Source organism: Xanthomonas rydalmerensis (assembly GCF_033170385.1).
Lineage (GTDB): Bacteria > Pseudomonadota > Gammaproteobacteria > Xanthomonadales > Xanthomonadaceae > Xanthomonas_A > Xanthomonas_A rydalmerensis.
The window spans coordinates 4,194,293-4,218,646 of record NZ_CP126170.1; the positions used below are offsets into that span (position 1 = coordinate 4,194,293).

16 protein-coding genes are annotated in these 24,354 nt (G+C 70.5%); 2 read left to right on the forward strand and 14 right to left on the reverse strand.

The window, feature by feature from the left end; translation table 11 throughout:
• Window positions 1–69: 69 nt before the first annotated feature.
• From glyA to QN245_RS17835, 3 genes are all read right to left on the reverse strand, one after another.
• Complete coding sequence (gene glyA, locus QN245_RS17825) at window positions 70–1,338, reverse strand: serine hydroxymethyltransferase (RefSeq protein WP_317843795.1); 1,269 nt, start codon at window positions 1,336–1,338, stop codon at window positions 70–72.
• A gap of 121 nt (window positions 1,339–1,459) precedes the next feature.
• Complete coding sequence (locus tag QN245_RS17830) at window positions 1,460–1,960, reverse strand: RcnB family protein (protein WP_317843796.1); 501 nt, start codon at window positions 1,958–1,960, stop codon at window positions 1,460–1,462.
• Window positions 1,961–2,070: 110 nt separating this feature from the next.
• On the reverse strand, window positions 2,071–3,006 hold the full coding sequence (locus QN245_RS17835; protein ID WP_317843797.1) for a helix-turn-helix transcriptional regulator: 936 nt from the start codon (window positions 3,004–3,006) through the stop codon (window positions 2,071–2,073).
• Between the two features lie 223 nt (window positions 3,007–3,229).
• Between QN245_RS17835 and QN245_RS17840 the strand changes: the two genes are divergently transcribed.
• Complete coding sequence (locus QN245_RS17840; protein ID WP_317843798.1) at window positions 3,230–4,675, forward strand: MFS transporter; 1,446 nt, start codon at window positions 3,230–3,232, stop codon at window positions 4,673–4,675.
• 138 nt (window positions 4,676–4,813) lie between these two features.
• Window positions 4,814–6,475, forward strand: coding sequence for an energy-dependent translational throttle protein EttA (gene ettA / locus QN245_RS17845; protein WP_160970653.1), 1,662 nt, complete (start codon window positions 4,814–4,816; stop codon window positions 6,473–6,475).
• Window positions 6,476–6,661: 186 nt separating this feature from the next.
• Here ettA and QN245_RS17850 read toward each other — a convergent pair whose 3' ends face one another.
• The 11 genes from QN245_RS17850 to QN245_RS17900 all read right to left on the reverse strand — a co-directional run bounded on the left by QN245_RS17850 (window position 6,662) and on the right by QN245_RS17900 (window position 24,353).
• On the reverse strand, window positions 6,662–7,177 hold the full coding sequence (locus QN245_RS17850) for a peptide deformylase (protein ID WP_317843799.1): 516 nt from the start codon (window positions 7,175–7,177) through the stop codon (window positions 6,662–6,664).
• 231 nt (window positions 7,178–7,408) lie between these two features.
• Complete coding sequence (locus tag QN245_RS17855) at window positions 7,409–11,893, reverse strand: cellulose synthase subunit BcsC-related outer membrane protein (protein WP_317843800.1); 4,485 nt, start codon at window positions 11,891–11,893, stop codon at window positions 7,409–7,411.
• Window positions 11,881–13,047, reverse strand: coding sequence for a cellulose synthase complex periplasmic endoglucanase BcsZ (gene bcsZ / locus QN245_RS17860; protein WP_317843801.1), 1,167 nt, complete (start codon window positions 13,045–13,047; stop codon window positions 11,881–11,883). The genes QN245_RS17855 and bcsZ overlap by 13 nt, the downstream gene beginning before the upstream one ends.
• A complete protein-coding gene (gene bcsB / locus QN245_RS17865; protein WP_317843802.1) occupies window positions 13,044–15,323 on the reverse strand; it encodes a cellulose biosynthesis cyclic di-GMP-binding regulatory protein BcsB in 2,280 nt (759 codons plus the stop codon). Before bcsB ends, bcsZ begins: the two co-directional genes overlap by 4 nt.
• A 59-nt stretch (window positions 15,324–15,382) precedes the next feature.
• Window positions 15,383–17,533 carry a UDP-forming cellulose synthase catalytic subunit gene (gene bcsA / locus QN245_RS17870; protein WP_184448397.1) on the reverse strand — a complete coding sequence of 717 codons (2,151 nt, stop codon included), beginning with the start codon at window positions 17,531–17,533 and terminating at the stop codon, window positions 15,383–15,385.
• 95 nt (window positions 17,534–17,628) lie between these two features.
• The gene (locus QN245_RS17875; RefSeq protein ID WP_184448398.1) at window positions 17,629–18,021 is read right to left on the reverse strand and encodes a hypothetical protein; all 393 of its coding nucleotides are present in this window, start codon (window positions 18,019–18,021) and stop codon (window positions 17,629–17,631) included.
• Between the two features lie 47 nt (window positions 18,022–18,068).
• Window positions 18,069–18,527 carry a cellulose biosynthesis protein BcsD gene (gene bcsD / locus QN245_RS17880; RefSeq protein ID WP_184448399.1) on the reverse strand — a complete coding sequence of 153 codons (459 nt, stop codon included), beginning with the start codon at window positions 18,525–18,527 and terminating at the stop codon, window positions 18,069–18,071.
• A gap of 218 nt (window positions 18,528–18,745) precedes the next feature.
• Window positions 18,746–19,930, reverse strand: coding sequence for a nicotinate phosphoribosyltransferase (gene pncB, locus QN245_RS17885; protein ID WP_160970667.1), 1,185 nt, complete (start codon window positions 19,928–19,930; stop codon window positions 18,746–18,748).
• A gap of 73 nt (window positions 19,931–20,003) precedes the next feature.
• Window positions 20,004–20,978 carry a glycoside hydrolase family 113 gene (locus QN245_RS17890; protein WP_425612885.1) on the reverse strand — a complete coding sequence of 325 codons (975 nt, stop codon included), beginning with the start codon at window positions 20,976–20,978 and terminating at the stop codon, window positions 20,004–20,006.
• Complete coding sequence (locus QN245_RS17895; RefSeq protein ID WP_317843803.1) at window positions 20,960–22,474, reverse strand: hypothetical protein; 1,515 nt, start codon at window positions 22,472–22,474, stop codon at window positions 20,960–20,962. The genes QN245_RS17890 and QN245_RS17895 overlap by 19 nt, the downstream gene beginning before the upstream one ends.
• Window positions 22,422–24,353, reverse strand: a complete 1,932-nt coding sequence (locus QN245_RS17900; RefSeq protein ID WP_184448401.1) for a glycosyltransferase family 2 protein — start codon at window positions 24,351–24,353, stop codon at window positions 22,422–22,424. The genes QN245_RS17895 and QN245_RS17900 overlap by 53 nt, the downstream gene beginning before the upstream one ends.
• Window position 24,354: the final 1 nt, after the last annotated feature.

Below are 24,354 nucleotides of genomic sequence, written 5' to 3' on the forward strand. Positions count from 1 at the left end.
GAAAAAGCGGGCGCCTCAGGACCGGAGCTTACGCTCCATCCCGAATCCCCAATCTCCAATCCCCGCCGCTCAGCCATACACCGGATACTTGCGGCACTGCGCGGTCACCGCGTCGCGCACGCGCGCCAGCACCGTGTCGTCGGCCGGGGCGTCGAGCACGTCGGCGATCCAGTTGGCCAGGTCGACGCAATCCTGTTCCTGGTAGCCGCGGGTGGTGATCGCCGGGGTGCCCAGGCGCAGGCCCGAGGTCACGAACGGCGAACGCGGGTCGTTGGGGACCGAGTTCTTGTTGACGGTGATGTGGGCCTTGCCCAGCGCCGCCTCCGCGTCCTTGCCGGAGACGTCGCGGCCGATCATGTCGACCAGCATCAGGTGGTTCTCGGTGCCGCCGGAAACGATCTTGTAGCCGCGCGCGATCAGGGTCTTGGCCATGGCCTGCGCGTTCTTCACCACCTGCTGCTGATAGGTGGTGAACTCCGGCTCCAGCGCTTCCTTGAACGCCACCGCCTTGGCCGCGATCACGTGCATCAGCGGGCCGCCCTGGATACCGGGGAAGACGATCGACTGCAGCTTCTTGGAGAGGTCTTCGAGCTTGTCGCCGGCGCCGGCGGCACTGGCGAGGATGATGCCGCCACGCGGGCCGCGCAGGGTCTTGTGGGTGGTGGAGGTGACCACGTGCGCATGCGGCAGCGGAGTCGGATAGACGCCCGCGGCGACCAGGCCGGCCACGTGCGCCATGTCGACGAAGAAATACGCGCCGACCTTGTCGGCGATGGCGCGGAAGCGCGCCCAGTCGATGACCTGCGAGTAGGCGGAGAAGCCGGCCACCACCATCTTCGGCTTGTGCTCCACCGCCAGGCGCTCGACCTCGTCGTAGTCGATCAGGCCCTGGTCGTTGACGCCGTACTGCACGGCGTTGAACAGCTTGCCGGAGGCGTTGACCTTGGCGCCGTGGGTCAGGTGGCCGCCATGCGCCAGCGACATGCCGAGGATGGTGTCGCCCGGCTGCAGCAGCGCGAAGTACACCGCCTGGTTGGCCTGCGAGCCGCTGTGCGGCTGCACGTTGGCGTAGTCGGCGCCGAACAGTTGCTTGACCCGGTCGAGGGCCAGTTGCTCGGCGACGTCGACGAATTCGCAGCCGCCGTAATAGCGCTTGCCCGGGTAGCCTTCTGCGTACTTGTTGGTGAGCTGGCTGCCCTGCGCTTCCATGACCAGCGGGCTGCAGTAGTTCTCGCTGGCGATCAGCTCGACGTGGTCTTCCTGGCGGCCGGCTTCGGCGGCGATGGCGCGGGCCAGGTCGGGATCGTAGGTTTCGATGCGGGCGTCGCGCGGGAACATCGGGTCTCCAGGGGCATGGACAGAAGGCAGACCGCTAGTTTAAGCCCCGCGCAGGGCCCAGGGCGAACCAAAACGCAGACGGCCTCCCGAAGGAGGCCGTCTGCTGGTGCCGCAGCAAGGCTCAGCGACCGCTGAGCACCAGGTCGGCGATGATGCCGCTGGCGATGGCGACCAACAGCAGGTTGCCGGTGTCGTCGCGCACCCAGCGATAGCCGTGAGGCGGACGCCGGACCTGGTAGCGGTCGTAGTCGTAGACCACGTAGTTCGGGCCGTAGTAGCGCTGGCCGCGCGCCCAGCGCGGCGGACCCGGGCGGTAGTAGACGACGTCCGGCCCGGTGCGATAGCCGTCGCGGTAGCCGCGATCGTAGGCACGGCGAGCGTCGCGGCGGTCGCGCTCACGGTCGCGCCAGTAACGCTCGCGATCGGCGTCGCGGTAGCCGCGGTCGTACCAGCCATGGTCGCGCGGACCCGGTCCCGGCGGCGGAGGCGGCGGCCCCGGAGGACCCGGCGGGCCCCAGCCCGGGCCCGGGCCGCCCGGACCCCAGGCGAATGCGGGTGGCGCCATGAAACCCAGCGCCAGCGCGGACGAGAGGGCAATTGTGGCAAGGCGTTTCATGTTCATGGCAACTCCGTCACGTGGTGTGGCGATTGCATTTAGGCCCTTGCCATCTGAACCGCCTCCTTCTGGAATCGGTTACGTATTCAGCTTTCCCGATCGGACTAAGAAAGCGTTCATCCATCAGGGTTTGCGGCCTGTGCGTGCAGGCGCAATAGCGCCGCCTGCGCTGTGTCATCGGCCGGCAAATAGACCACCAGACGGTTGCCGTTGCGCGGCGCCGACCACCAGTTGACCTGGTGCAGGCGCAGCTCGCCTTCCTGCGGATGGCGGAAGCGCTTGAGCTGGTTCTCAACACCCCGCACCTCGCGCCGCTGCCGCCACAGCGCATCGAACTCGGGCGAGGCGGCACGGTAGCGCGCCAGCAACGCCTCCCATTCCGGCTCGCCCAGGTGTTCGGCCATCGCCGCGCGCAGCAACGCCACCATGTGCTGCAGCACGTCCTGCCGATCGAGCAATGCGTCGCGCCAGCGCGGATTGGTGAAGGCCTGATAGACGCAGTTGCGATCGGTGTCGGGCAGGTCGGCCAGGGTCACGCCCATCAGCCGCTCGAAGGCCGGGTTGGCGCCGAGGATGTCGAAGCGCGGGGTCTGCAGCATCGCCGGCCACGGCCCGAGCTGATCGAGCAGCATGCGCGCGGTGCCGGTCAGGCGTTCGCACGGCGCCGCCGCCAGGGCGGTCGTGCCGCCCACGCCGGCCAGCGCCAGCACGTGCGCGGTTTCGACCTCCGAACACTGCAGGGCGCGGGCGATGGCGGTCAGCACGCGCGCCGAAGCGCGCACCGGGCGCCCCTGTTCAAGCCACGTGTACCAAGTCACGCCGACATCGGCGAGCAAGGCGACCTCCTCGCGGCGCAGGCCGGGGGTGCGGCGCCTGCCGCCGCGCGGCAGCGCCAGGCGCGCCGGATCCAGGCTCTCGCGGCGGGCGCGCAGGAAGGCGCCAAGCGCGCGGGCACGCTCGCTGGCCAGGGCCGGGCCCGACGACGCTGCAGGCGTGGCAGACGCGGCGACCCGCTCCGGCCTGGAGGTGGAATGGGCGAGGTCCAGTTGCATCGTCTTCTCCGCTTCGTTGTCCGCCAGTGCCAACGATCCCGTGCCGGCACACAGCGCTCGCTGCGCCGCCATTTCCCGTTACACCACCGGGGGACGTCGCACCCAAAGCAAACCGCCCGAGATCCCAGGGAGGCACTGCCAGTACCAGGATAAATGAGTCCTTGTACCAGTTTAGAGGCTCTCCATACTGCGCGCCATGACCACGCCCTCCCCCGTCTCCGCCATGTCCGCCACCGCCCCCGCCCTGAGCCGCCGCGGCCTCGGCATCCTGCTGATCGGGCAGATGCTGCCGTTGATCGACTTCTCCATCCTCAATGTCGCGCTCGGTTCGATCGCGCGCACGCTGCATGCGTCGGCGATGCAACTGGAGCTGATCGTGGCCGTCTACGGCGTCGCCTTCGCGGTGGGCCTGGCAGCAGGCGGCCGGCTCGGCGACAACCTCGGCCGGCGCCGCGTGTTCGGTGCCGGCGTGCTGCTGTTCGGCCTGGCCTCGTTGCTGTGCGGCGTGGCCGGCTCGGTGACGGCGCTGCTGGCCGGGCGCACGCTGCAAGGGCTGGGCGCGGCACTGGCGGTGCCGCAGATCCTCGCCACCATCCACGTCAGCCTGCACGGCAAGGCGCACGCCCGGGCGCTGGCGCTGTACGGCTCGCTGGGCGGCATCGCCTTCGTCATCGGCCAGGTACTGGGCGGATCGCTGGTCAGCGCGAACATCGCCGGCTCCGGCTGGCGCAGCGTGTTCCTGATCAACCTGCCGTTCTGCCTGCTGGCGCTGGCCTGCCTGCGCGCCGTGCCGGAGACGCGCGCGGCGCGGCGGATGCCGCCCGACCTGGCCGGCGCCGGGCTGCTGGGGCTGTTCCTGGCCTGCCTGCTGCTGCCGTTGGCGCTGGGCCCGGCGCTGCACTGGCCACCGGCATGCCTGGCGGTGCTGGCCGCCTGCCTGCCGCTGCTGGCGGCACTGACCCGGGTCGAACTGTGGCAGGAACGCCGCGGGCGGACGCCGCTGCTGCCGCCGGCCTTGCTGCGGCTGCCCAGCGTGCGCTTCGCGCTGCTGGTGGGCGGGGTGTTCTTCACCTGCTGGAGCGGCTTCATGTTCGTGCTGGCGCTGACGCTGCAGACCGGCGCCGGACTCTCGCCGCTGCAGTCGGGCAACGCCTTCATCGTACTGGGCGCGGCCTACTTCGCCTCCGCGCTGGTCAGCGCCCGCGTGGCGGCGCGCTGCGGCCCGGTGCCGACGCTGCTGCTCGGCTGCCTGGTGCAGATGCTGGGCCTGCTGGCGCTGGGCTGGACGCTGCACGCGGTGTGGCCGCACCCGGGCGCACTCAACCTGGCTCCGGCAACGGCGCTGATCGGCGCCGGCCAGGCCTGGATCGTGGCCAGCTTCTACCGCATCGGCCTGTCGCAGGTGCCCACCGACCATGCCGGCGCCGGCAGCGCCATGCTTTCCACCATCCTGCAGGCGGCCATGGGCCTGGGGCCAGCGGCACTGGGCGCGATCTACGCCCACGCCCGCGGCGGCGGCAGCCTGGCCGCGATGCAGGCAGCGCTGCACAGCGAGTGGCTGGCGATGCTGCTGCTGGTGATCTGCGCACTGTTCTATCTGCGCCGGCAACGTCGTGCCGGCACATCGGCAACGGCACCGAGCGCGGCGCTGCCGCCGATCGCCGAGTAGGCCGCGCGGCAACGCCCGCGCGTCTGGTGCCGCAACCGCGCGGCAAAGAATGCCGGCGGCCGTCCGGCTATAATCCGTCATCCCTTTCGACGCCCTCCGGCCGCCGGCCGGCGGGCGCCCTGCGCCTTTGGAGCCGCCATGTCGCAATACATCTACACCATGAACCGGGTCAGCAAGACCGTGCCGCCCAAGCGCCAGATCATCAAGGACATCTCGCTGTCGTTCTTCCCCGGCGCCAAGATCGGCCTGCTCGGCCTCAACGGCGCCGGCAAGTCCACCGTGCTGAAGATCATGGCCGGCGTGGACACCGATTTCGAAGGCGAGGCGCGCCCGCAGCCCGGCACCAAGGTCGGCTACCTGGCGCAGGAGCCGGAGCTGGACCCGAACAAGACCGTGCGCGAGTCGGTCGAGGAAGGCGTGGGCGAAGTGCTGCAGGCGCAGGCCGCGCTGGAAGCGGTGTACGCCGCCTATGCCGAGGAAGGCGCCGATTTCGACGCGCTGGCCAAGGAACAGGAGCGCCTGGAGGCGATCCTCGCCGCCGGCGATGCGCACACCCTGGAGAACCAGCTCGACGTGGCCGCCGACGCACTGCGGCTGCCGCCGTGGGACGCCAAGATCGCCAACCTGTCCGGCGGCGAGAAGCGCCGCGTGGCGCTGTGCCGGCTGCTGCTGCAGAAGCCGGACATGCTGCTGCTCGACGAACCGACCAACCACCTCGACGCCGAGTCCGTCGAATGGCTGGAGCAGTTCCTGGCGCGCTACAGCGGCACCGTGGTCGCGGTCACCCACGATCGCTACTTCCTCGACAACGCCGCCGAGTGGATCCTGGAACTGGACCGCGGCCGCGGCATTCCGTGGAAGGGCAACTACACCGAGTGGCTGATGCAGAAGGACGAGCGCCTGAAGCAGGAAGAGAACCAGGAGAAGGCGCGGCAGAAGGCGATCCAGAAGGAGCTGGAGTGGGCCCGGCAGAACGCCAAGGGCGGCCGCTCCAAGGGCAAGGCGCGTCTGGCGCGGCTGGACGAACTGCAGTCGGTCGACTACCAGAAGCGCAACGAGACCAACGAAATCTTCATCCCGCCGGGCGAGCGCCTGGGCAACTCGGTGATGGAGTTCAAGAACGTCTCCAAGAAGTTCGGCGACCGCCTGCTGATCGACAACCTGTCGATGATCATCCCGCCGGGTGCCATCGTCGGCATCATCGGCCCCAACGGTGCCGGTAAGTCGACCCTGTTCAAGATGATCACCGGGCAGGAGAAGCCGGATTCGGGCGAGATCGTGGTCGGCCCGACCGTGCAGCTGTCGTACGTGGACCAGAGCCGCGACAAGCTGGAAGGCAACCACAACGTCTTCCAGGAAATCGCCGGCGGCCTGGACATCCTCAACATCAACGGCATCGAGATCCAGTCGCGCGCCTACATCGGCCGCTTCAACTTCAAGGGCCAGGACCAGCAGAAGATGGTCGGTTCGCTGTCCGGTGGTGAGCGCGGCCGCCTGCACATGGCCAAGACCCTGCTGCAGGGCGGCAACGTGCTGCTGCTCGACGAACCGTCCAACGACCTGGACATCGAAACCCTGCGCGCGCTGGAAGACGCGCTGCTGGAATTCCCGGGCAACACCTTCGTGATCTCGCACGATCGCTGGTTCCTGGACCGTATCGCCACCCACATCCTCGCCTTCGAGGGCGACTCGCACGTGGAGTTCTTCCAGGGCAACTACCGCGAGTACGAGGAAGACAAGAAGCGCCGCCTGGGCGACGATGCCGGCCCCAAGCGCCTGCGTTTCAAGGCGCTGAAGTAAGCCGCAGCGCGTTCGTGCAGCACCCGCCACGGCCCGCCTCGCGCGGGCCGTGTGCGTTTTGCGGTTGTGTCCACGATGACGTTTGCAGGGACGCTCGTAGGAGTGGCTTCAGCCGCGACCGAGGCGCTACCGGTAACGCCCGGTCGCGGCTGAAGCCGCTCCTACGAAAAGCACGTCGGTCCTGCGCTACAGCTCGTACGACAGCACGTCCTCGAAGCCGAACTTGTCGAAGTCGCGGATGCGCGAGGGATACAGCCGGCCGATCAGGTGGTCGTGCTCGTGCTGCACCACGCGGGCGTGGAAGCCCTCGGCCTCGCGCTGCAGCGGCGTGCCGTCCGGCAGCACGCCGCGGTAACGGATGTGCCGGTAGCGCGGGATCACCGCGCGCAACCCCGGAATGGACAGGCAGCCTTCCCAGCCATCCTCCAGCGCGTCGGACAGCGGTTCGATCTCGACGTTGGCCAGGGCGGTGCGCGGCACCGGCGGCGCCTCCGGATAGCGCGCGCTGCGCTCGAAACCGAACACCATCAACTGCAGGTCCACTGCGATCTGCGGCGCGGCCAGGCCGACGCCGCGCGCGGCGTCCATGGTCTCGAACATGTCGGCCACCAGCGCATGCAGTTGCGCGCTGTCGAAGTCGGTGACCGGCGGCGCCTGGCGCAGCAGACGCGGGTCGCCCATGCGGATGATGTCGCGGATCATGTGCGGGCTCCTGGACGGGGATGCCCCCGATTATCCGCCGTGGCGGCGATGCGTGCAGCGGGGCTGCGATGTACCGTGGCCCCAGCTACGGTCTGCAGCGGTGCGATATCTGCATTCCAGCAAAGCGCCGACGCAACGTCGTAGGAGCGGCTTCAGCCGCGACAGGTTTCATGGGAACGCCTGTCGCGGCTGAAGCCGCTCCTACGACGGGAGCAGTGCGCCTGCCGCGCCCTACTCCGGCACGTATGGCGAGGCCAGCACCTGCGGGCGGCGGCCGAGGCCGGCGCCGAGCCGGTCGAGCACGAAGCGCACGTAGATGTTGGTGCTGAACTGGGTGTAGTCGCGGGCATTGTTGAACAGCAGGCGGCCGCCCAGGAACAGTTGCGGGGCGATCTGCCATTCGGCCGCGCCGGCGATGTTGTAGGACATGCCGGTCTTGCTCTGCCCGGCGTAGACCGGCGCGACGTAGCGGTCGGTCAAGCCCAGCAGCGCGGCCAGCGAGGCGGCGTCGTAGGCGGCCTGCTGCATCTGCGCGCTGGTCGGGAAGTACGGGCTGTCGTCGCTGCGGAAGTGCTGCACGCCGACGCTGGCGTCCACGCTCCAGTTGACCGTGCGCCCGGCCGTTCGCCCGCTCCAGTGCACAGGGAAGCCCAGGTCCACGTAGTCCTGCGGGCTGAAGTAGCCGCCCTGGCCATACGTGTAGCCGCCCAGGTTCTTGTCGTACTGCATCGCGGTCAGGTTGAGGCCGGCGGTCAGCGACTGGTTCTCGGTGTCCAGCGCGTGCACGTACACGCCCAGGTCGACCTGGCGGTGATCGTTGCTGGCGACGTTGCGGCCGACCAGGCGGTCGGCACCGACGCTGGCGTAACCGCCGAGCAGGCCGTTGTCTAGGGTGGCCGACAGGCGCAGGCCGTTGCTGGTCACACCGCCCCAGCCGAGCCCGGCGCGGCCGTCGTCGACGCCGCCGAAGGACAGCAGGCTGTCGCTGACCGCGCGGCGGAACACCTCGCCCGAATAGGTCAGGGTGTCGCCAGCCTGGCCGCGGTAACCGACGCCGCCGACGATGCGCCGCTCGGGGAAGCCGACCGGGGTGCTGCCGAGGTCGGCGCTGAAACCGCCGTTCTTGTAGGTCACCGCCATGCCGACGCCGCGCGCGTCCTGGTCCATGCGCCGCGCGCCGTTGCCGTTGGCGGCCATGGTGTACAGCGCCTGGCTGAAGCCGGCCGGGGTCAGCGTCGCGGCGGTGGGGTTGGCCGCCAGGTTGCGGAAGCGGGCGATGTCGGCGGCGCTGAGGTCGGCGCTGCGCGAGGCGTCGCCGAGGATGGCGCTGGCCAGCGTGCCGATCGCGGTGTCGGCGGCGGTATTGCCGAGCAGGAAGGCCGACAGCGGCTCGGCGTACAGCGCCTGCAGCGCCGCCGCCTCGCGCTGCGCGTTGGTCAGCGTCGGGTCGGTGTCGTTGAACAGCTTGTTGTACAGCCCGGTGTTGACCGCGTAGGTGCGCAGCGCGTTGCGGGTGGCGTTGCTGTTGCCCTCGGTGAGCAGCAGTTGGTACAGGTCGCTGCCGACCAGGCTGTCGATCGGGGTGCGGTCGGCGGCCAGCGCATCGCCCATCGCCGCGGCCGGGCCGGCACCGAAACGGCTGGCGGTGGCGTAGCCGGTACCGAGCGTGCCGGCATCGAGCAGGGTCGGGGTGACGTCGACCTGCAGCTTGCCCTCGCCCACCGCGAACTCGCCATGCAGCGGCACTTCCAGATCGCGCAGGCGGCCCAGGCCGGCTTCGCCGTCGCGGGCGCGGTAGCTGGCGCCGGTGGCGACGCTGTCGCTGTTCTCGGCCTGCACTTCGCGCAGTTCGTCGAGCACGCTGGCACCGCCCGCGGAGGTGGCCGGTGCCGCCGGCTGGCGCAGGGACGCACGCGGCGTGTCGGCCAGCAATCCATCATCGGGCAGCGCGCGCGGCGCGGTGCGGGCTGTGCTGCTGCGCTGGCCCGGCACCGGCAGCGCGGCCAGGGCCACGCCCACGGCGCTGGCGCTGGCGCTGGCCGGCGGCGGCAGGTCGTCGCCGGCGGCCACGGGCGCAGACGCCGGCAACGCGGAGGCCGCGTAGGCCGGGGCCGGCACGCCGCCGCCGAGGCTGTCGGACACCACAGCGGCGCTGCGCGGCATGCGCCCGTTCATGCCAGCGAACGGATTGAGCGGGCGCCCGGCCGCGGCGTACGACGCCGGACCGTTGGCGGCCGGCAGGCCGTTGTCGTACTGACCCGATTCGTGCGCCTGCGCCGCCAGCGCGGCGCGGAAATAGCTCTCGGCCTTGCGGTTCTTGCCGGCGCTGCGATACACGCGACCGGCGGCGGCGAGCACCTGCGGCGAATCCGGCGCCTGCGCCAGCGCGCGCTGCAGGTAGTCCTCGGCGCTGTGCAGGTCGCGCAGTGCGGCGGCGGTGTTGGCCGCGGCGATCAGCGTGTCCAGGTCGTTGGGCGACTGCTGCAGTTGCTGCTGGTACAGCACCAACGCCTGGCGCTGGTCGCCGGCGGCGGCGTACAGCCGCGCCAGCGCGGCCACTGCCTGCGGGTCCTGGTTCTGCTGCGCCAGCAGCGGCGCGAGCGCGTCGTAGGCGGCTTCGAGGTTGCCGAGTTCGCGCAGGGCATCGACCTGGCGCAACACGTAGCCGCTGCGCAGCGCCTGGTAGCGGCGCTGCTGCTCGGCGCTCATCTCGGTGTCGCGCAGTTGGCGCAGGGTCGCCGCCAGCTCCGCGTCCTGATGCGCGCGCAGCAGCACGCCGGCGTACTGCAGGCGCGATTCGGTGGAGGGATTCTGTCCGACCAAGCGCTGCGCCAGGGTCAGCGCGCGCGTGTTGCTGCCGATATCGGCATAGGCGCCGGCCATCGCCGCCAGCAATGCCGGCTGCTCCAGCGCGTCGCCCAGCGCGGCCTCGGTGCGGCCCAGCAGCAACTGCGCTTCGCCGCCGCGGCCCTGTTGTTGCAGCAGGCGCGCCTTGGCCGCCTGTTGTTCGACCCAGGCGGTGTTGCGCAGCGCGCTCATCTCGGCGGTGCGCGCACTGGCCGGGATGCGCTCCAGGCTGGCGTAGGCGCTGGCCCAGTCGCCGCGTTCCTGCGCCAGCAGCGCGTTGGCGTACAGCGCCTCGGGCATGTCGCCATGCACCGCGAGCAGGCCGTCCATGACGCTGCGCGCCTGGTCCGGACGCCCGGCCTGCTGGTACAGACGCGCCAGGTCCAGGCGCACCCACGGATCGCCAGGGTTGTCGACCATCGCCGTCTCCAGCTCGCTCTGCGCGGTGACGGTATCGCCGGCCTCCAGCGCCTGCTGCGCGCGGGCGCGCTGCAGGTTGGCTTTCAGTGCGGTCTCGCCGCCGGCCTGCTGGCGCTGCGCCGGGCTGAGCCTGGCGAACAGCGCATTGGCCTCGGTGGCACGGCCCTGACGGCTGTACAGGGCGATCAGGCCCTGCAGTGCGCCGGCATCGTCGGCATGCAGGCGCAGCGCCTCGCGGTAGCTCTTTTCGGCCGCGGCGGCATCGCTGGCCGACTGCAGGTCGCCCAGCAGCGCGTAGCCGGCGGCCTCCTCGGGCTTGAGCTTGACCGCCTGCTGGGCCAGGCGCAGCGCCGCGTCGTTGTCGCCGCGCGCACGCGCGGCCTGTGCCTGCTGCAACTGCAGCCAGTAGCGCGCGCTGTCCAGCGCGCTGCGCCACTTGCCGTTGGCGGCCGCGGCCGGGCGCAGCAGCTCCTGCGCTTCGCCGAAGCGCTGCTGGCGCAGCCGCACCGAGCCCAGGCCGCCGAGTGCCTCGGCGTCGCGCGGACGCGCGCGCAGCACCTGCGCGAAGCGCTGTTCGGCCAGGGCCAGGTTGCCGGCGTTGAGCGCCTTGAAGCCCTCGCCCAGCTGTTCGCCGGCTGGATCGCCGCCTTGCGCGCGGCGCTCCTGCAGTTGCGCGGCCTTCCTGGCGATCTCGGCATCGTTCGGATTGGCGGCCAGGAACGCCTGGTACAGCGGCGCATCGGCAGGGCCGGCATTGAGCCACAGCAGGGCCTGACGCCAGCCGGCGCGCGCCGGGCCGGCGACATCGGCGCGTTTGCTCAGCGCGGCGAGCTGGGCGATGCCCTCGCGCCGCGACGGTTCGCGGTAGGTCTGCACCTGCGCCAGCGCCAGCGCCGCGGCGGTGTTGTCCGGCTGCGCGGCGGCCAGGCGGCGCAGGCCATCGCGCGCGCCTTCCCAGCCCTGCGGCGTGCCGGCCAGCGCCTGGTAGTACTCCAGCGCCAGCGCGTCCGGCGGACCCTTGCCATCGAACATCGCCTGGTAGGCGCGCACCGCGTCCACGTAGCGGCCGGCGGCGGCGGCGCGGCGCGCGTTGCGCAGGTCGACGTTGTCGCCGGTGCCGCCGATCGACATCGCCAGGCGCTGGGTCTGCGGCGCCTGCGGATGCGCCTTCTGCAATTGCGCCAGGCGCTTGCGCGCGTCGGTCTGGCGGCCTTGCGCCAGATCGATCTGGGCCAGGCCGAGCAGCGCGTCGGGCTGGTTCGGGTCGACCCGCAGCAACTTGCGCCAGGCGTCGGCGGCGAGGTCGTCGCGGCCCTGGTCGTGCCAGTAGTTGCCCTGGCTGACCAGTTGCTGGGTGGCGTCGGCGTTCTGCGCGTGGGCGCTGCCGGCGAGCAGGCACAGGTCGATCATGCCGGCCAGGTACAGGGGTTTGAGGTTCATGCGGAGCATTGGGTTCTCCAGGCGGGCTGCAGCGCGCCGTCTGCGGAAAAGCGGTAGCGGTTGTCGAGCCAGGCGCGTCCGAACAGGATCAGCACCCGGTCGTAGTAGGGAAGCCGGGCCGCGGCGGCATCGCCGGGCGCGGGAATGCGTTGCGCCTGCGCCTTGAGCAGCGCCGGTTCGCGCAGCGCGCTCAAATACGGCAGCAGCGCTGCGGCGAAGCCGGGCGGGGCCTGGCCGCTGCCGACGCCCTGGCGGGTATCGATCTTCTCGTCGAGGCGGCCCTGCGCGCGCAATTGCTGCAGCGGGCCGGACAGATCGTCGAGCAGCGCCTTGCGCAGCGGATCGGCGGCATCGAGCATGCCGGCCCACAGGTACACGCGGATCGCGTCGTAGCTGCCGATCGCACCCTTGTCCGGATCGACGCCGAAGGCGCGGCCGTCCCAGGCGATCCAGTCCGGCGCGAAGCCGACCGGCGCGCTGTCGCGCAGCAGGCGCGCGCTGCGCGTGGCCAGACCGGCCCACGGCCCCTTCGGATCGACCGCGGCGAAACGCCGCAGCAATTGCAGCGGCAGGTAGCTGGGATTGAGCGTCCAGCGCTGCGGCGTGGCGAAGCCCTTGGCCGCCGGCAGCAGCATGCCGCCGAACCCGGGCAGTTCGACCAGCTCGGTGCGCCGCACCAGCGCCAGCATCTGCAGGCCGGCCTGGGTGTAGCCGGGCCGTTGCCACAGGCGCCCGGCCTCGAGCAGCACGTAGGCGATCCACAGGTCGGCGTCGCTGGCGCTGTTACCGTCGAGCACGCGCCAACTGCCGTCGCTGGCGCGGCCCCACAGCCAGGCCGGCAGCACCTGCTGCGGGCGTCCGCCGCACAGGTTGTGCCGGGTCCAGCCGAGCACGCGCTCGAACAGCACCTGGTCGTTGGCCACCAGCGCGAAGAACAGCGCGTAGGACTGGCCCTCGGAGGTGCTGCGCTGGTCGGCGTGCTGGAAATCGATCACCCGCCCGCTGGCATCGATGTGCTTGGCGACGAACGCGGTCCACTCGCGCCACGGCGCGCAGGCCGGCGCCACCGTGAGCGCGGCGCGCGCCGGCGGCAGCAGCGTCGCCGCGCCGGCAGCGAGCAGGCCGCCGAGCAGGCGCCGGCGTTGGCCGGTGTGTCCGTTCACCGCCCTTCCTGCAGCCGTGCCGCCGAGTGCCGGCGCAGCACCACGCGCGCGGCCAGCGCCAGCAGCACGCTCAGCACCACCACCGCCAGGCCCAGCAGCAGCGGGTGCTGCGAGAAGTACCAGCGTGCCCAGGTCGGCAGCGGCAGGTGGCCGACGTAGTAGGTCTGGTTGCCGGCGAGGCTGCGCACCTTGCCTTTCTGCAACAGCACCACGCTGCCCTGGAAGTCCTTCAGCGTGGCCGGCTCGAGCCAGGCGTCGAAGAAGTCCTCGACGCTGGCCGGATCCTCGGCCAGCAGCGCGACCACGCTGCGCCCGGCCTTCAGCGGCGACTGGAAGCCCATCAACACCACGTCGCCGGGCGCCGGCTTCACCGCCACCTCGGCGGTGGTCGGCAGGTCGGTGCGGCGCGCATCGAACGACAGGAAGCCGGGCAGCTTGTCCAGCACCCAGTCGCTCATCGCAAAGCGCCGCCCGCTGGCGCCGTCGCCGATCGGCAGCGCCGCGCTCCAGCGCTGGAACAGCGGCTGCGAGCGCAGGCTGCCGAACACCAGCAGGTCGCTGTCGGCGTGCTTGTCGACCTCGGCGGCGTGGATCAGGGTCACCCGCAGCGCCGGGTAGCCGGTGGACGCGCCGAGCCGGCCGAGCAGGGTCAACAGGTTGGCCATGTCCTGGTCGCCGATCTCGTCCGGCACCACCACGGTGGACTCGGACAGGTCGGCCAGGCGCGTGAACGGGAAGCCGGCATTGCCGAAGGCGGCCAGATTCGGCATCGCGATGTAGTGATGGAACGAACGCAGGTCCACGCTGGAGTCGGCGTCGATCGCGCCGGACACGTCGGGGAAGGTGTTCTTGCACGCCTCCGCCTGCGGGCGGTCGAAGAAGAAGTGGAAGCGCAGCTGGCTGTTGGCCGAGAACGGCCCGGTCGGCAGCAGCAGCTTCTGCTCCACCGGCATCGCGCCCTTCGGCGAGAGCGCGTGCCACCAGCGCAGCGGCAACGACTCGGCATAGGCGTGGCCGTTGAGCGGCAGCGTGGTGACGAAGGCGTCGTTGATGCTGACGTTGAGCGCCGACTTGTTCTGCGTCTCCGGCACCGTGTAGCGGTAGCGCAGGTTGACCGGGATGCCGTCGCGCTGCCACACGAACAGGTCCGGCGGCAGCTGCAGGCCGACCCGGATCAGGTCGGGGTGGTAGCCGCTGACGTTCAACTGCGCGGTCTGCGCAACCAGGTCGCCGAAGCGCACCGGCTTGTCGCCGGAGATCCAGTTGGGCGCGTCGTAGGGCTTGCGCGGCTGCGCCTGCTTGAGTTCGCCGATGCGCGCCATCGGGCCGTTGAGCGGCGTGCCCAGGCTCAGCGCGGTGGCGGCCTGCTGCAGGTCGTCGTCGTCGCGGCCCAGCACCAGCAGCAGCTTGCCGGTGGCATCGCGCGGATTGGTGATCATCGCCAGGGTCGGGCCGGAGATCTCGCTCAAGCCGGCCTGGGTCGCCGCCAGTTCCGCCGGCAGGGTCGCGGCGGTGGCGAACAGCACCGCGTTGCCGGTGGCCGGCACGTCGCCGATGGCCACGCCGAACGAGGCGCCGCGGTAGCCGGCCTGCGCGCCGAACCAGGAGGCGACGATGCCGGCGCTGCGCAGCGTGGCCAGGTCCGGGCGCTGCGGGAACACGAACGGCAGTTCCAGGCGGCGCGTATCGCGCTTGTCGTAGAACGGCACCGGCAGCAGCGCCAGGTCGTTGCGCAGCACCAGCGGGGTGGCGGTCAGCGACAGCCGCGTGGACGGATCGATGTTGGCCCACAGGCTGGTGTGGTCCGGATCCTCGCAGTCGCGGGTGTAGTGGCCGATCAGCTGCAGGTTGAGCCGGTTGTAGTCGCTGATCAGGCGCGGATCGATCGGCACGTCGCTCTGCTGCAACTTGCCGGCGTTCTCGCGGCTGACCGGCAGGGCCGCCACGGTGACGCCGTTGACGCTGACCTTCAGGTGCGACAGGTCCGGCAGCAGCGCCGGCGAGTAGCTGTACACCAGATGCAGGTTCGCCGCCTGCACCACTTCGTCGGTGCGCGTGCTGAAGGGAATGCCGGCGCTGCCCTGGATGCCGCGCAGGGTCATCTCGTAGTCGATGCCGAGCTGCTTGAGCGTGGCCGAGCGCTCGCGTTCGGCCGGGGCCGGCAGCGGCACAGCGGTCGCGGCGGCCGGCGCAGTGGCAGGAAGGGTCGGCTCCTGGGCCAGCGCCAGGCCGGACAGGACCGTGAGACAACATGCAGCCAGGGCGGGTAGACGCATCGACGGCGACCGGAAAGAAAGGGAAGAGAGGAAGGAACGCAGCACAGCGGGACGACGACTCACGGCGCAGCCTCCTCGCCGGCGGTACGGCCGCGCCAGCCGCTGCGCGCGCTGCTGGCGACGTGCTGACCGAGACGCCGGAAACCGCGCACGCTGGCAGCGAACACGCGCCCCAGCGACACCCAGAAGCGATCGCGGTCGTGGCGGCCCCACTGCGACACCCAGATGTCGGCGCGGGCGAAGGTGCAGGCCACCAGCCAGCGCTCCTGTTCGATCGACATCGGCCGGAACTGGATGCTGATCTCGCCGTCGCGGTCGTGGCGCACCATCGCCGGCAGGCGCTTGGAACTGCCGCGCTGCGGCAGCGCGATCTCCACCGGCATATCCGGCTCCACCGGCACCGGCTCGAGCAGGCGCAACGCCATGCCGCCGGTGGAGAAGTTGACGGTGCGGCAGGCCAGTTCGCGGCCATCGGCCAGATGCAAGGTGGCCGGGATGTCCAGCGGCACGCGGTGCGAACGGCGCACCTGGCGCATCTCGCTGGCGGTGGCGATGGTGGCGCCGAGCAGCAGCACGTTGTAGGCGGTCCAGGCCAGGTTGAACCAGATGGTCTGCGCCTCGCCGCCGGCCTGCACGCTGAGCAGGCGCATCACCCCGGCGACCACGCCGGCCAGGTTGAGCACCAGCAGGAACAGGTAGGGCTTGGCGATCTGCCCGTCGAAGTAGCTGCGCGGCACCAGGCCGCCCTTGGGGGTGACGTTGAACTTGCCGAGCTTGGGATTGAACAGCGCCACCAACGTCGGGCGCAGGATGTACCAGGCCAGCGTGGTCTCGTAGACCTCGTTCCACAGCAGGTGGCGGAACTTGCCCTGGGTGCGCAGGTTGGTCAGGTTGGCCTGCAGGATGTGCGGCAGGGCGTAGGCCAGGATCATCAGCGCCGAGGCGTGGATCACGTGCGCGCCGAAGAACAGGAAGGCCAGCGGCGCGGTGAGGTAGACGATGCGCGGCAGCCCATAGAAGAAGTGCAGCATCGCGTTGGCGTAGCACAGCCGCTGCGACAGGCGCAGGCCCTTGCCCAGCAGCGGATTGTCCAGCCGCGCGATCTGCGCCATGCCGCGCGCCCAGCGGATGCGCTGGGCGACGTGGCCGGACAGGCTTTCGGTGGCCAGGCCGGCGGCCTGCGGCACCGCAATGTAGGCGCTGCGGTAGCCGCGGCGGTGCAGCTTCAGCGCGGTGTGCGCGTCCTCGGTGACGGTCTCCACCGCCACCCCGCCCACCTCTTCCAGCGGCTTGCGCTTGATCACCGTGCACGAACCGCAGAAGAAGGTGGCGTCCCACTGGTCGTTGCCGTCCTGCAGCAGGCCGTAGAACAGTTCGCCTTCGTTGGGCACCTTGCCGTGGTTGCCGAGATTGCGCTCGAACGGATCGGCCGAGAAGAAGTAGTGCGGCATCTGCACCACCGCCAGCTTGGCGTCGCGCAGGAACCAGCCCATCGCCACCTGCAGGAACGAGCGCGTGGGGATGTGGTCGCAGTCGAAGATCGCCACATACTCGCCGCTGGACTTCTTCAGCGCGGCGTTGATGTTGCCGGCCTTGGCGTGGAGGTTGTTGGTGCGGGTGACGTAGTGGATGCCGGCCTGCGCGCAGAACGCGCGGAACTCCTCGCGGCGGCCGTCGTCGAGCAGGTAGATGTTGAGCTTGTCGGCCGGCCAGTCCATCACGCTGGCGGCGAGGATGGTCGAGCGCACCACCGACAGCGGTTCGTTGTAGGTGGGGATGAACAGATCGACGCTGGGCCATTCGCGCTGGTCGGCCGGCAGCGGCAGCGGCCGCCGGTTCAGCGGCCACAGCACCTGGAAGTAGCCCAGCGTCAGGATCACGAATGCGTACAGCTCGGCCAGCAGCAGGCCCAGGCCCAGGCTCAGGTCGACCGGGCTGCTCATGCCCACGGTCTGGGTCAGGCGCCACCAGATGTAGCGCGAGGACACCGCCAGCGACAGCGCCATCATCACCAGGATCGCCAGGCGGCTGCCACTGCGCCGCAGCAGCATGGCCGCGGCGAACACCACCAGCGAGAACAGCAGTTGCTGCGGCACATCCATCGGGATGGCGACGACGAAGACCAGCAACACGGCGCCCAGCAGCCACAGCGACCAGTTGGCCAGGACATGCAGCGGGCGCGCGGCATGCGACGCGGAGGCAGCGCTCATCGGCGGTTCCTAAAAGGGGGAGGAGGCCGGCGCGTGGTCTTCCCCACCACGCGGCGACGGCAAACAGGTGCGGCGCCCGCAGGCGCCGCGCGACATCAACGATTCAAGAAGCGCTTGAGCGGACCGCCCGGCGCCGGCACGGCGGCCTCGCGGCCGGCCTCGAGCAGGCGCTGGAACAACTGCTGCAGCGGCGTGCCGGTGGCGGCGCCGGCGGCAGCAGCCGGTGCAGGTGCGGCAGGCGTGAGCGGCAACGGTGCAGCCGGGGACAGCGCGGCCGGCCTGGCCTCGATCGCGGCGCGTACCACCGACAGCACCGGCGCCGGTGCGGCGGGTGCTGGCGGCGGCGTGGCGGCAGCCGGCTCGGCGGCGCTGAGCCGGTCGGCGGAAAAATCCTGGTAGGCGGTGGCGCCGCTACTGCCGAGCTTGGCGAACAGGCTGGAGACGTCGTCGCCGGTTTCGGCACCCGTCTGCTTGGACTTTTTGGACATGACTCCCCTCATGACGATCAAAAAAAGTTCGGTGCGTCGCGCCGCGCTCAGCCGACCCGGGCCAGCACCAGGCGGCGCAGGTCTTCGTTCGCGGACGACAACGCACGCACGCCCAATCCGGCCGACATGCCGACCTGCACGAACCAGGCCTGGTACACCCCTTCCAGGAAGCCGTCGGCGCCGGCGGCCTGCCCGGCCAGGCCGATATGCAGCGGCGAACCGGCGTGCAGCAGGTCGACGCGGTCGGCATGTTCCTCGAACCGCGCATAGCCCCATTCCAGCCGGTCCCAGACGCGATTGGCCGCGTCCTCCAGCTCCTGCAGGGTGGCGCAGGCACCGACCGGATGTTCGGCGGCGAAGCGACGCCCGATGCGCGCCATCAGCAGCGCCAGATCCTCGGGGCCCAACTCCGCGGCGAACTCCTCCGCCAACGCGCGCAGGAAGCCCCGCCACTGCCGCGAACAGGCCTGGGTGCGGTAATGGGTCGGCAACGCGTGAGCGCTCATCGGGAAGTCTCTGGCCAGGGACGGAACGACAACGGCGTAGCGGCTGTAGCGCCTGGGCGGCCCATCCTGACCGTCACTATTGCGACACAGTTCTCACTTTCCCGTGCAGTGTATCTCACTCTTTCTTCACCGCAAAGCCCTGTTGCACCGAACGGCGACTCCTGCCCGGCCGCCCCGGCGACCGCTGCCGCATCGGCACCGGCAGGGTCATTGCAGGCTCAGGGCTGGTCCTCGGCCGGCACCTGGAACACCTGCCGCAGGTAGGCCAGATAGGCCGGGTCGTCGCACAGGGTCTTGCCGGGCGAGTCGCTGAGCTTGGCCACCGGCTGGCCGTTGCAGCGAACCATCTTGATCACGATCTGCAACGGCACCAGGCCCAGGTCGTTGGTCAGGTGCGTGCCGACGCCGAACGCGAGCATGCAGCGCTCGCGGAAATGCGCGTACAGCCGCATCACTTTGTCGATGTCCAGGCCGTCGCTGAACACCAGGATCTTGCTGCGCGGGTCCACCCGATGCTGCTGCAGGTGCGCCAGCACGCGCTCGCCCCACTCGAACGGATCGCCGGAATCGTGGCGCATGCCGTCGAACAGCTTGCAGAAATACAGATCGAAATCGCGCAGGAACGCGTCCAGGCCGACCACGTCCGACAACGCGATGCCGAGATCGCCGCGGTACTCGCGCGCCCACGATTCCAGCGCCGCCGCCTGCGAGTCGCGCAAGCGCGGCCCCAGCGCCTGGAACGCCTGCAGATACTCGTGCGCCATCGTGCCCAGCGGCGTCAGGCCGTAGCGGCGGGCGAAGTACACATTGCTGGTGCCGACGAACTGCTGGCCCAGGGTCTGCTGCAGCACCGGCAGCAGTTCGCCGTGCCACGCCCGCGAATAGCGACGCCGGGTGCCGTAGTCGGCGATGGCGCAGCCGTCGTAGCCCGGGGTGTCGCGCAGCAGCGCGATCTTGGCCTGCAGGCGGCGCAGGCCTTCGGCATGGTCGGCGCCGCCGGCGTTGCGGAACCACACCTCGTTGACGATCGCCAGCAGCGGCACCTCGAACAGGATGGTGTGCAGCCACGGCCCGCGGATGCGCAGCTCGATCTCGCCGGGCACGCTGGTCGAGGCCTGTAACTGCAGGTACTTGCGATCCAGGTGGAACAGCGCCAGGAAATCGACGAAGTCCGGCTTGATGAAACGCATCGCGCGCAGGTAGTCCAGCTCGTCGGCGCGGAAGCGCAGCGCGCACAGCGCGTCGATCTCCGCCGAGATCTGCGGCAGGTACTGCGCCAGGTCGATGCCCGGGGTGCGGCACTTGAAGCGGTACTCCACCTGCGCGCCGGGGTGCTGATGCAGCACCGCCTGCATCATGGTGAATTTGTAGAGGTCGGTGTCCAGCAACGAGTCGATGATCATCGCGCGATTATGCGCCCGCTGCGTTGCCAGTCCGTTGTCGCCGGTTGCGCGCGTCGCAATGCGGCCGCACACCTCAACGCTTGAGTACCGCCTGCGCCGGCTTGTGCTGCACGGTGAAATCGCTGTCGCGGGCGCCGCCGGCGCCCGGATCGGTGTACCAGCACCACAGTGCGATGCCGGCGATGCGCGGCTGCGCGTCGAGTACATCGCGCCACTCGCGCAGCACCTGCGCCTGCAGCGCCGTGTCGACTTCGGCGCTGCGCTGCTCCGGGCTTTCCCAAGGCGCGGCGAGGCTGCCGCGCGCCGAGCGCAAGCCGAGTTCGGCCACCCACACCGGGCGGCCGCTGCGCTCGCCCAGCGCCTGCACCCGCGCCGCCGCCGCATGCATCTGCGCGCGCCGCTGCGCCGGCGCCGCGGCCAGCGCCGGATACAGGCTGGTACCGACGAAATCGAAACGGTCCCAATAGCCGAAGCGCTCGGCCTGCTCCAGGCCGTCGGCGACGTAGCCGATCGGGCCGCGATAGACCTGACGCACCGCCGCCAGCAGCGCCGGCCACTGCGGGGCATCCTGCAACTGGCGCAGTTCGGTGCCGACGATCAGCGCGCTGGCGCGCTCTTCGGCGGCGACCTGGGCCAGTTGCAGCAGCGCGCGCCGGTAGGCGGCGAACCAGGCGTCGCGATCGGCCGGCGCGGCCTCGCCGGCCCAGTGCCCGGGAATCCACAGATGCACCTTCAGCACCGGCTGCAGGCCGGCCGCACGCATCTGCCGCAATCCGGCGCGGATCAGCGCAGGACTGCTGTCGCTGCCCAACACCGGCGCCGAGGACTGCGGCGACGCCTGCCAGACGAAGGCGACCAGCAGCGCGCGCGAGGCGCCGGCATCGGCCAGCTGCTGCAGCGACTGCTGTGCCGCGTTGCTGCCCCACGGCGCGCTGGGCGACACCTTGACGTTGGCACCCATCCACGGCGATGCGGGCGCCGCACTGCAGCCGCCGGCGCTCAGCGCCAGCAGCAAGGCGGCCAGCAATCTTACGGCGATCGGCGCCATACCCGGTAGATGCCCTGGTGGTAGACCAGACTGTAGCCCGGCAGGCCCTGTTGCCATAGCTGCGGGAAGCGCCGGTTGAGGCTGTCCAGGGCACCGGTCTGGCTGGCAGGGTCGCTCACCACCACCTGGTCCGGCATCTTCCGTGGATCGACCAGCGCCTGCTTGAAGCGCGGATCGAACGGCAGGACCAGTTGCTTGGCGTCGCCGCGGGCAACGATCACCGGATAGCTGGCGCGATCGTCGAGCAGGGTCGGCAACCGCGCCTCGGCCAGCCACGCCCCCAACTGCGCGGCGTCGGCATGGCGCGGCGCTGCCGGCGCCTGCAGCGCGGCGATCCAGTCGCGGGTGGTGGAGGTGGCGGTGCGGGCGATCACCCAGCCGCTGGACACCGCGCCGGCCAGCAGCAACGCCAGGCCCAGCCAGCGCACGTCGCGGCGCAGGTCGCCCAGCACCAGCGCCACCGGCACCAGCAGCAGGGCCAGGAAGTCCAGCGGCTGCGCAGTGAAGCGCGCCCAGGTGGCCAGCGTGCCGGCGCCGATCACCGTGGCGGTGGCAGCCAGCACGCTGCGCCAGGTGTCGCCGGTGCGGGTGTGGCGCAGCAACAGCAACAGCGGCGCGCTGACCATGCCGGCCAGCAGCAGCCACAGCGGCGGCCACCACGGCTGCGCCGCGGCCTGCTGCAGCCACGGCTGCAGCGCCGCCTGCGCATAGATGCCGCGGAAGGCGGAATTGGCGTCGCGCACGAACAGCAGCGGGTCGCCGAAGAACATGTAGTTGAGGTACATCCAGGCCGCCACCGCGAACAGGAACGGCAGGTAGCACACCAGGTAGAAGGCCAGCGGCGCCTGCCGCATCAGGCGCGGCGGCGCGATCAGGAACAGCCACGGCGCCAGCCCCACCGCCAGGAAGCAGGCGCGTTCGTCGACGAAGAACAGCAGGCACAGGCTCGCGGCCAGGCGCAGGTAGGCGAAGGCTTCCGGATCGTCGCGGAAGTGGCGCAGCGCGCGCGCGGCCACGTAGAACACCAGCAGGCCCAGGCCCTGGTTGTTGCCGGACAGGGTCGGCCACAGGAAGAACGGCTGGACCACCAGCCCGGCGCTCAGCGCCCAGGCCCAGCCGCGGCCCAGCCCGGCGGCGATGTCGCGCCACAGCAGGGTCACCAGAGTCGCCCCGGCCAGCACGTCGACCAGGTACGGCAGCAGCGGCGTGGACAGCCCCGGCAGGCCGCCGATCAGCACGCCCAGGTACAGCGAGGCCTGCGCGTACAGGAAGCCCAGGTACTCGATGCGGAAGCCGGCCGCGTCGCGCAACAGCAGCAGCTTGGCGTACTGCGCCATCGCGTCGTCGCTCATGTAGCCGTGCGCGAGCAGCCGGTGGCACAGCAGCGCCAGCAGCGCCGCGGTGCACACGAACACCGCGGTGCCGCGCGCGCGGCGCGGCGCGTCAGTCGTCGAGCGCGGCGCGGCGCTCTTCGGCCATGTGCTTGCTGATGCCATGGGTGGTCTTTTCCCAGTAGAACGGGTTACGGATGAGCTGCCACAGGCCCTTGTAGGCGGCGATGGACTGCAGCAGCCAGTACAGCGGCACGGTCAGCGCGTAGGGCGCCAGGCGGAAGTAGTCGCGCTTGAACGCCGCCACCAGGGTCATGTAGATCAGGAAGCCGTTGCCGAGCAGCAGGTTGAGCAGGCTCAGGTACAGCAGCGCCGGCGGGAAGAACGGATCGAAGAACTTCGACCCGACCGCCAGCCACAACCCGTAGCTGAGCCACATCAGCGGCGCGGCCAGCGCGGTGAAGAAGGTGCCGCCGACGAACAGCTGGAAGCCCCAGAACCCGCGCGCGCCGGTGGAGCGGTACAACTGCAGCGGGTTGCGCATGTGCACCAGCCACGTCTGCATGTAACCCTTGAGCCAGCGCGAGCGCTGCCGGATCCAGTTGGGGATGCTGACGTTGGCTTCCTCGAACGTGGTCGAGTTGACCACGCTGACGCGGTAGCCCTGCTGGGTCAGGCGCACGCCCAGGTCGGCGTCCTCGGTGACGTTGTACGGGTCCCAGGCGTGGACCTTGCGCAGGATGTCCAGGCGGAAGTGGTTGGAGGTGCCGCCGAGCGGGATCGGGATGCGCAGGGTCTCCAGCGCCGGCAGGTAGAAGTCGAACCACAACGTGTATTCCAGCGTGAACATGCGCGTGAGCCAGTTCTCGTCGGCGTTGTAGTAGTTCAGCCGCGCCTGGATGCAGGCCACGTCGGCCGGCGATTTGCGGAACGCGGCGACCACGCGCTTGAGCTGGTCGGGCTCCGGCTTGTCCTCGGCGTCGTAGATGGTGAGCATCTGCCCGCGGGCGAAGCGCAGCGCGTAGTTGCAGGCCTTGGGCTTGGTCTTGGGCTGCGACGGCGGCACCCGGATGATCTCGAAGAACGCCTCCAGGCCCAGCGCCTTGGCCGCCTCGATGGTCTCGGTGTCGTCGGCCTCCAGCACCAGCTTCACGTCCAGCTTGGAGGTGGGGTAGTCGAGCCGGCGCAGCGCGTTGGCCAGGATCGGCAGCACGTCCGGTTCCTTGTACATCGGCACCAGCACCGTGTAGACCGGCAGGTCCTCGTCGCCGAGCGCGGCCACTTCCTCGTCGCTGACCTTGATGTCGATGCGGCGCCGCGCGCCGCGCCAGGCCAGCACCAGCTTCAGCCCGAAGGTGGCCAGGAACGCCACCGCGATCAGCGTGTTGAGCGCGATCAGCGTGACCAGCGGCCACAGCGCCAGCGCCGCGGCCAGCACCACGGTCAGCGCCACCAGGAAGGCGGACTGCGCGCGGGTGATCACCTGCCGCGCCGAATGCTCCGGCGCGTGTTCGGCCAGCAGGTTCAGCGCGTCGTGGGTGAGCTGCGCGTCGGCGTGCTGCTGCAGGCTCCAGACGATGTCGAACTTGGAGGTGCCGACGAAACGCACCTGCTCGCCGTAGGTGGCGCGCGCCCAGGCGAAGATCTCCGGGCCGGGATCGGCCACCGCCAGCACGAGTTGGCCGTCCTCCTCGCGCCACGGCAGCACCAGGCGCTGCGCGTAGTCGGCCAGCCGCTCCGGCTGGAACAGCGCCGGGTCGATCGGCTGCTTGAGCAGATTGACGAAGTTCAGCCCGAAATGCTGCGCCAGCACGGTGTAGAAGCGCAGCGGCGCGACCCCGCGCTGGGCCAGCACCACGTCGCCCAGGCGCGAGCGCCAGCGCGCCTGCAGGGCCAGCGCGTTCTGCAGCAGCGGCGGGTCGATCACCCCCGCGGCGACCAAGGCCTCGCCGATCGGCAACTGAAGGCCGCCCTCGGTCGCAAGCCGCCCGAGCCGGCCGGGCACGCTCGCCTCGGCGGCGGCGCTGTCGTGTTCGCCGGACACG

Bases quoted from the DNA above. Each gene is read 5' to 3' on its own strand.
- glyA (WP_317843795.1), bottom strand. From the start codon at position 1,338: ATGTTCCCGCGCGACGCCCGCATCGAAACCTACGATCCCGACCTGGCC.
- QN245_RS17830 (WP_317843796.1), bottom strand. From the start codon at position 1,960: ATGAACATGAAACGCCTTGCCACAATTGCCCTCTCGTCCGCGCTGGCG.
- QN245_RS17835 (WP_317843797.1), bottom strand. From the start codon at position 3,006: ATGCAACTGGACCTCGCCCATTCCACCTCCAGGCCGGAGCGGGTCGCC.
- QN245_RS17840 (WP_317843798.1), top strand. From the start codon at position 3,230: ATGTCCGCCACCGCCCCCGCCCTGAGCCGCCGCGGCCTCGGCATCCTG.
- ettA (WP_160970653.1), top strand. From the start codon at position 4,814: ATGTCGCAATACATCTACACCATGAACCGGGTCAGCAAGACCGTGCCG.
- QN245_RS17850 (WP_317843799.1), bottom strand. From the start codon at position 7,177: ATGATCCGCGACATCATCCGCATGGGCGACCCGCGTCTGCTGCGCCAG.
- QN245_RS17855 (WP_317843800.1), bottom strand. From the start codon at position 11,893: ATGCTCCGCATGAACCTCAAACCCCTGTACCTGGCCGGCATGATCGAC.
- bcsB (WP_317843802.1), bottom strand. From the start codon at position 15,323: ATGCGTCTACCCGCCCTGGCTGCATGTTGTCTCACGGTCCTGTCCGGC.
- bcsA (WP_184448397.1), bottom strand. From the start codon at position 17,533: ATGAGCGCTGCCTCCGCGTCGCATGCCGCGCGCCCGCTGCATGTCCTG.
- QN245_RS17875 (WP_184448398.1), bottom strand. From the start codon at position 18,021: ATGTCCAAAAAGTCCAAGCAGACGGGTGCCGAAACCGGCGACGACGTC.
- bcsD (WP_184448399.1), bottom strand. From the start codon at position 18,527: ATGAGCGCTCACGCGTTGCCGACCCATTACCGCACCCAGGCCTGTTCG.
- pncB (WP_160970667.1), bottom strand. From the start codon at position 19,930: ATGATCATCGACTCGTTGCTGGACACCGACCTCTACAAATTCACCATG.
- QN245_RS17890 (WP_425612885.1), bottom strand. From the start codon at position 20,978: ATGGCGCCGATCGCCGTAAGATTGCTGGCCGCCTTGCTGCTGGCGCTG.
- QN245_RS17895 (WP_317843803.1), bottom strand. From the start codon at position 22,474: ATGGCATCAGCAAGCACATGGCCGAAGAGCGCCGCGCCGCGCTCGACG.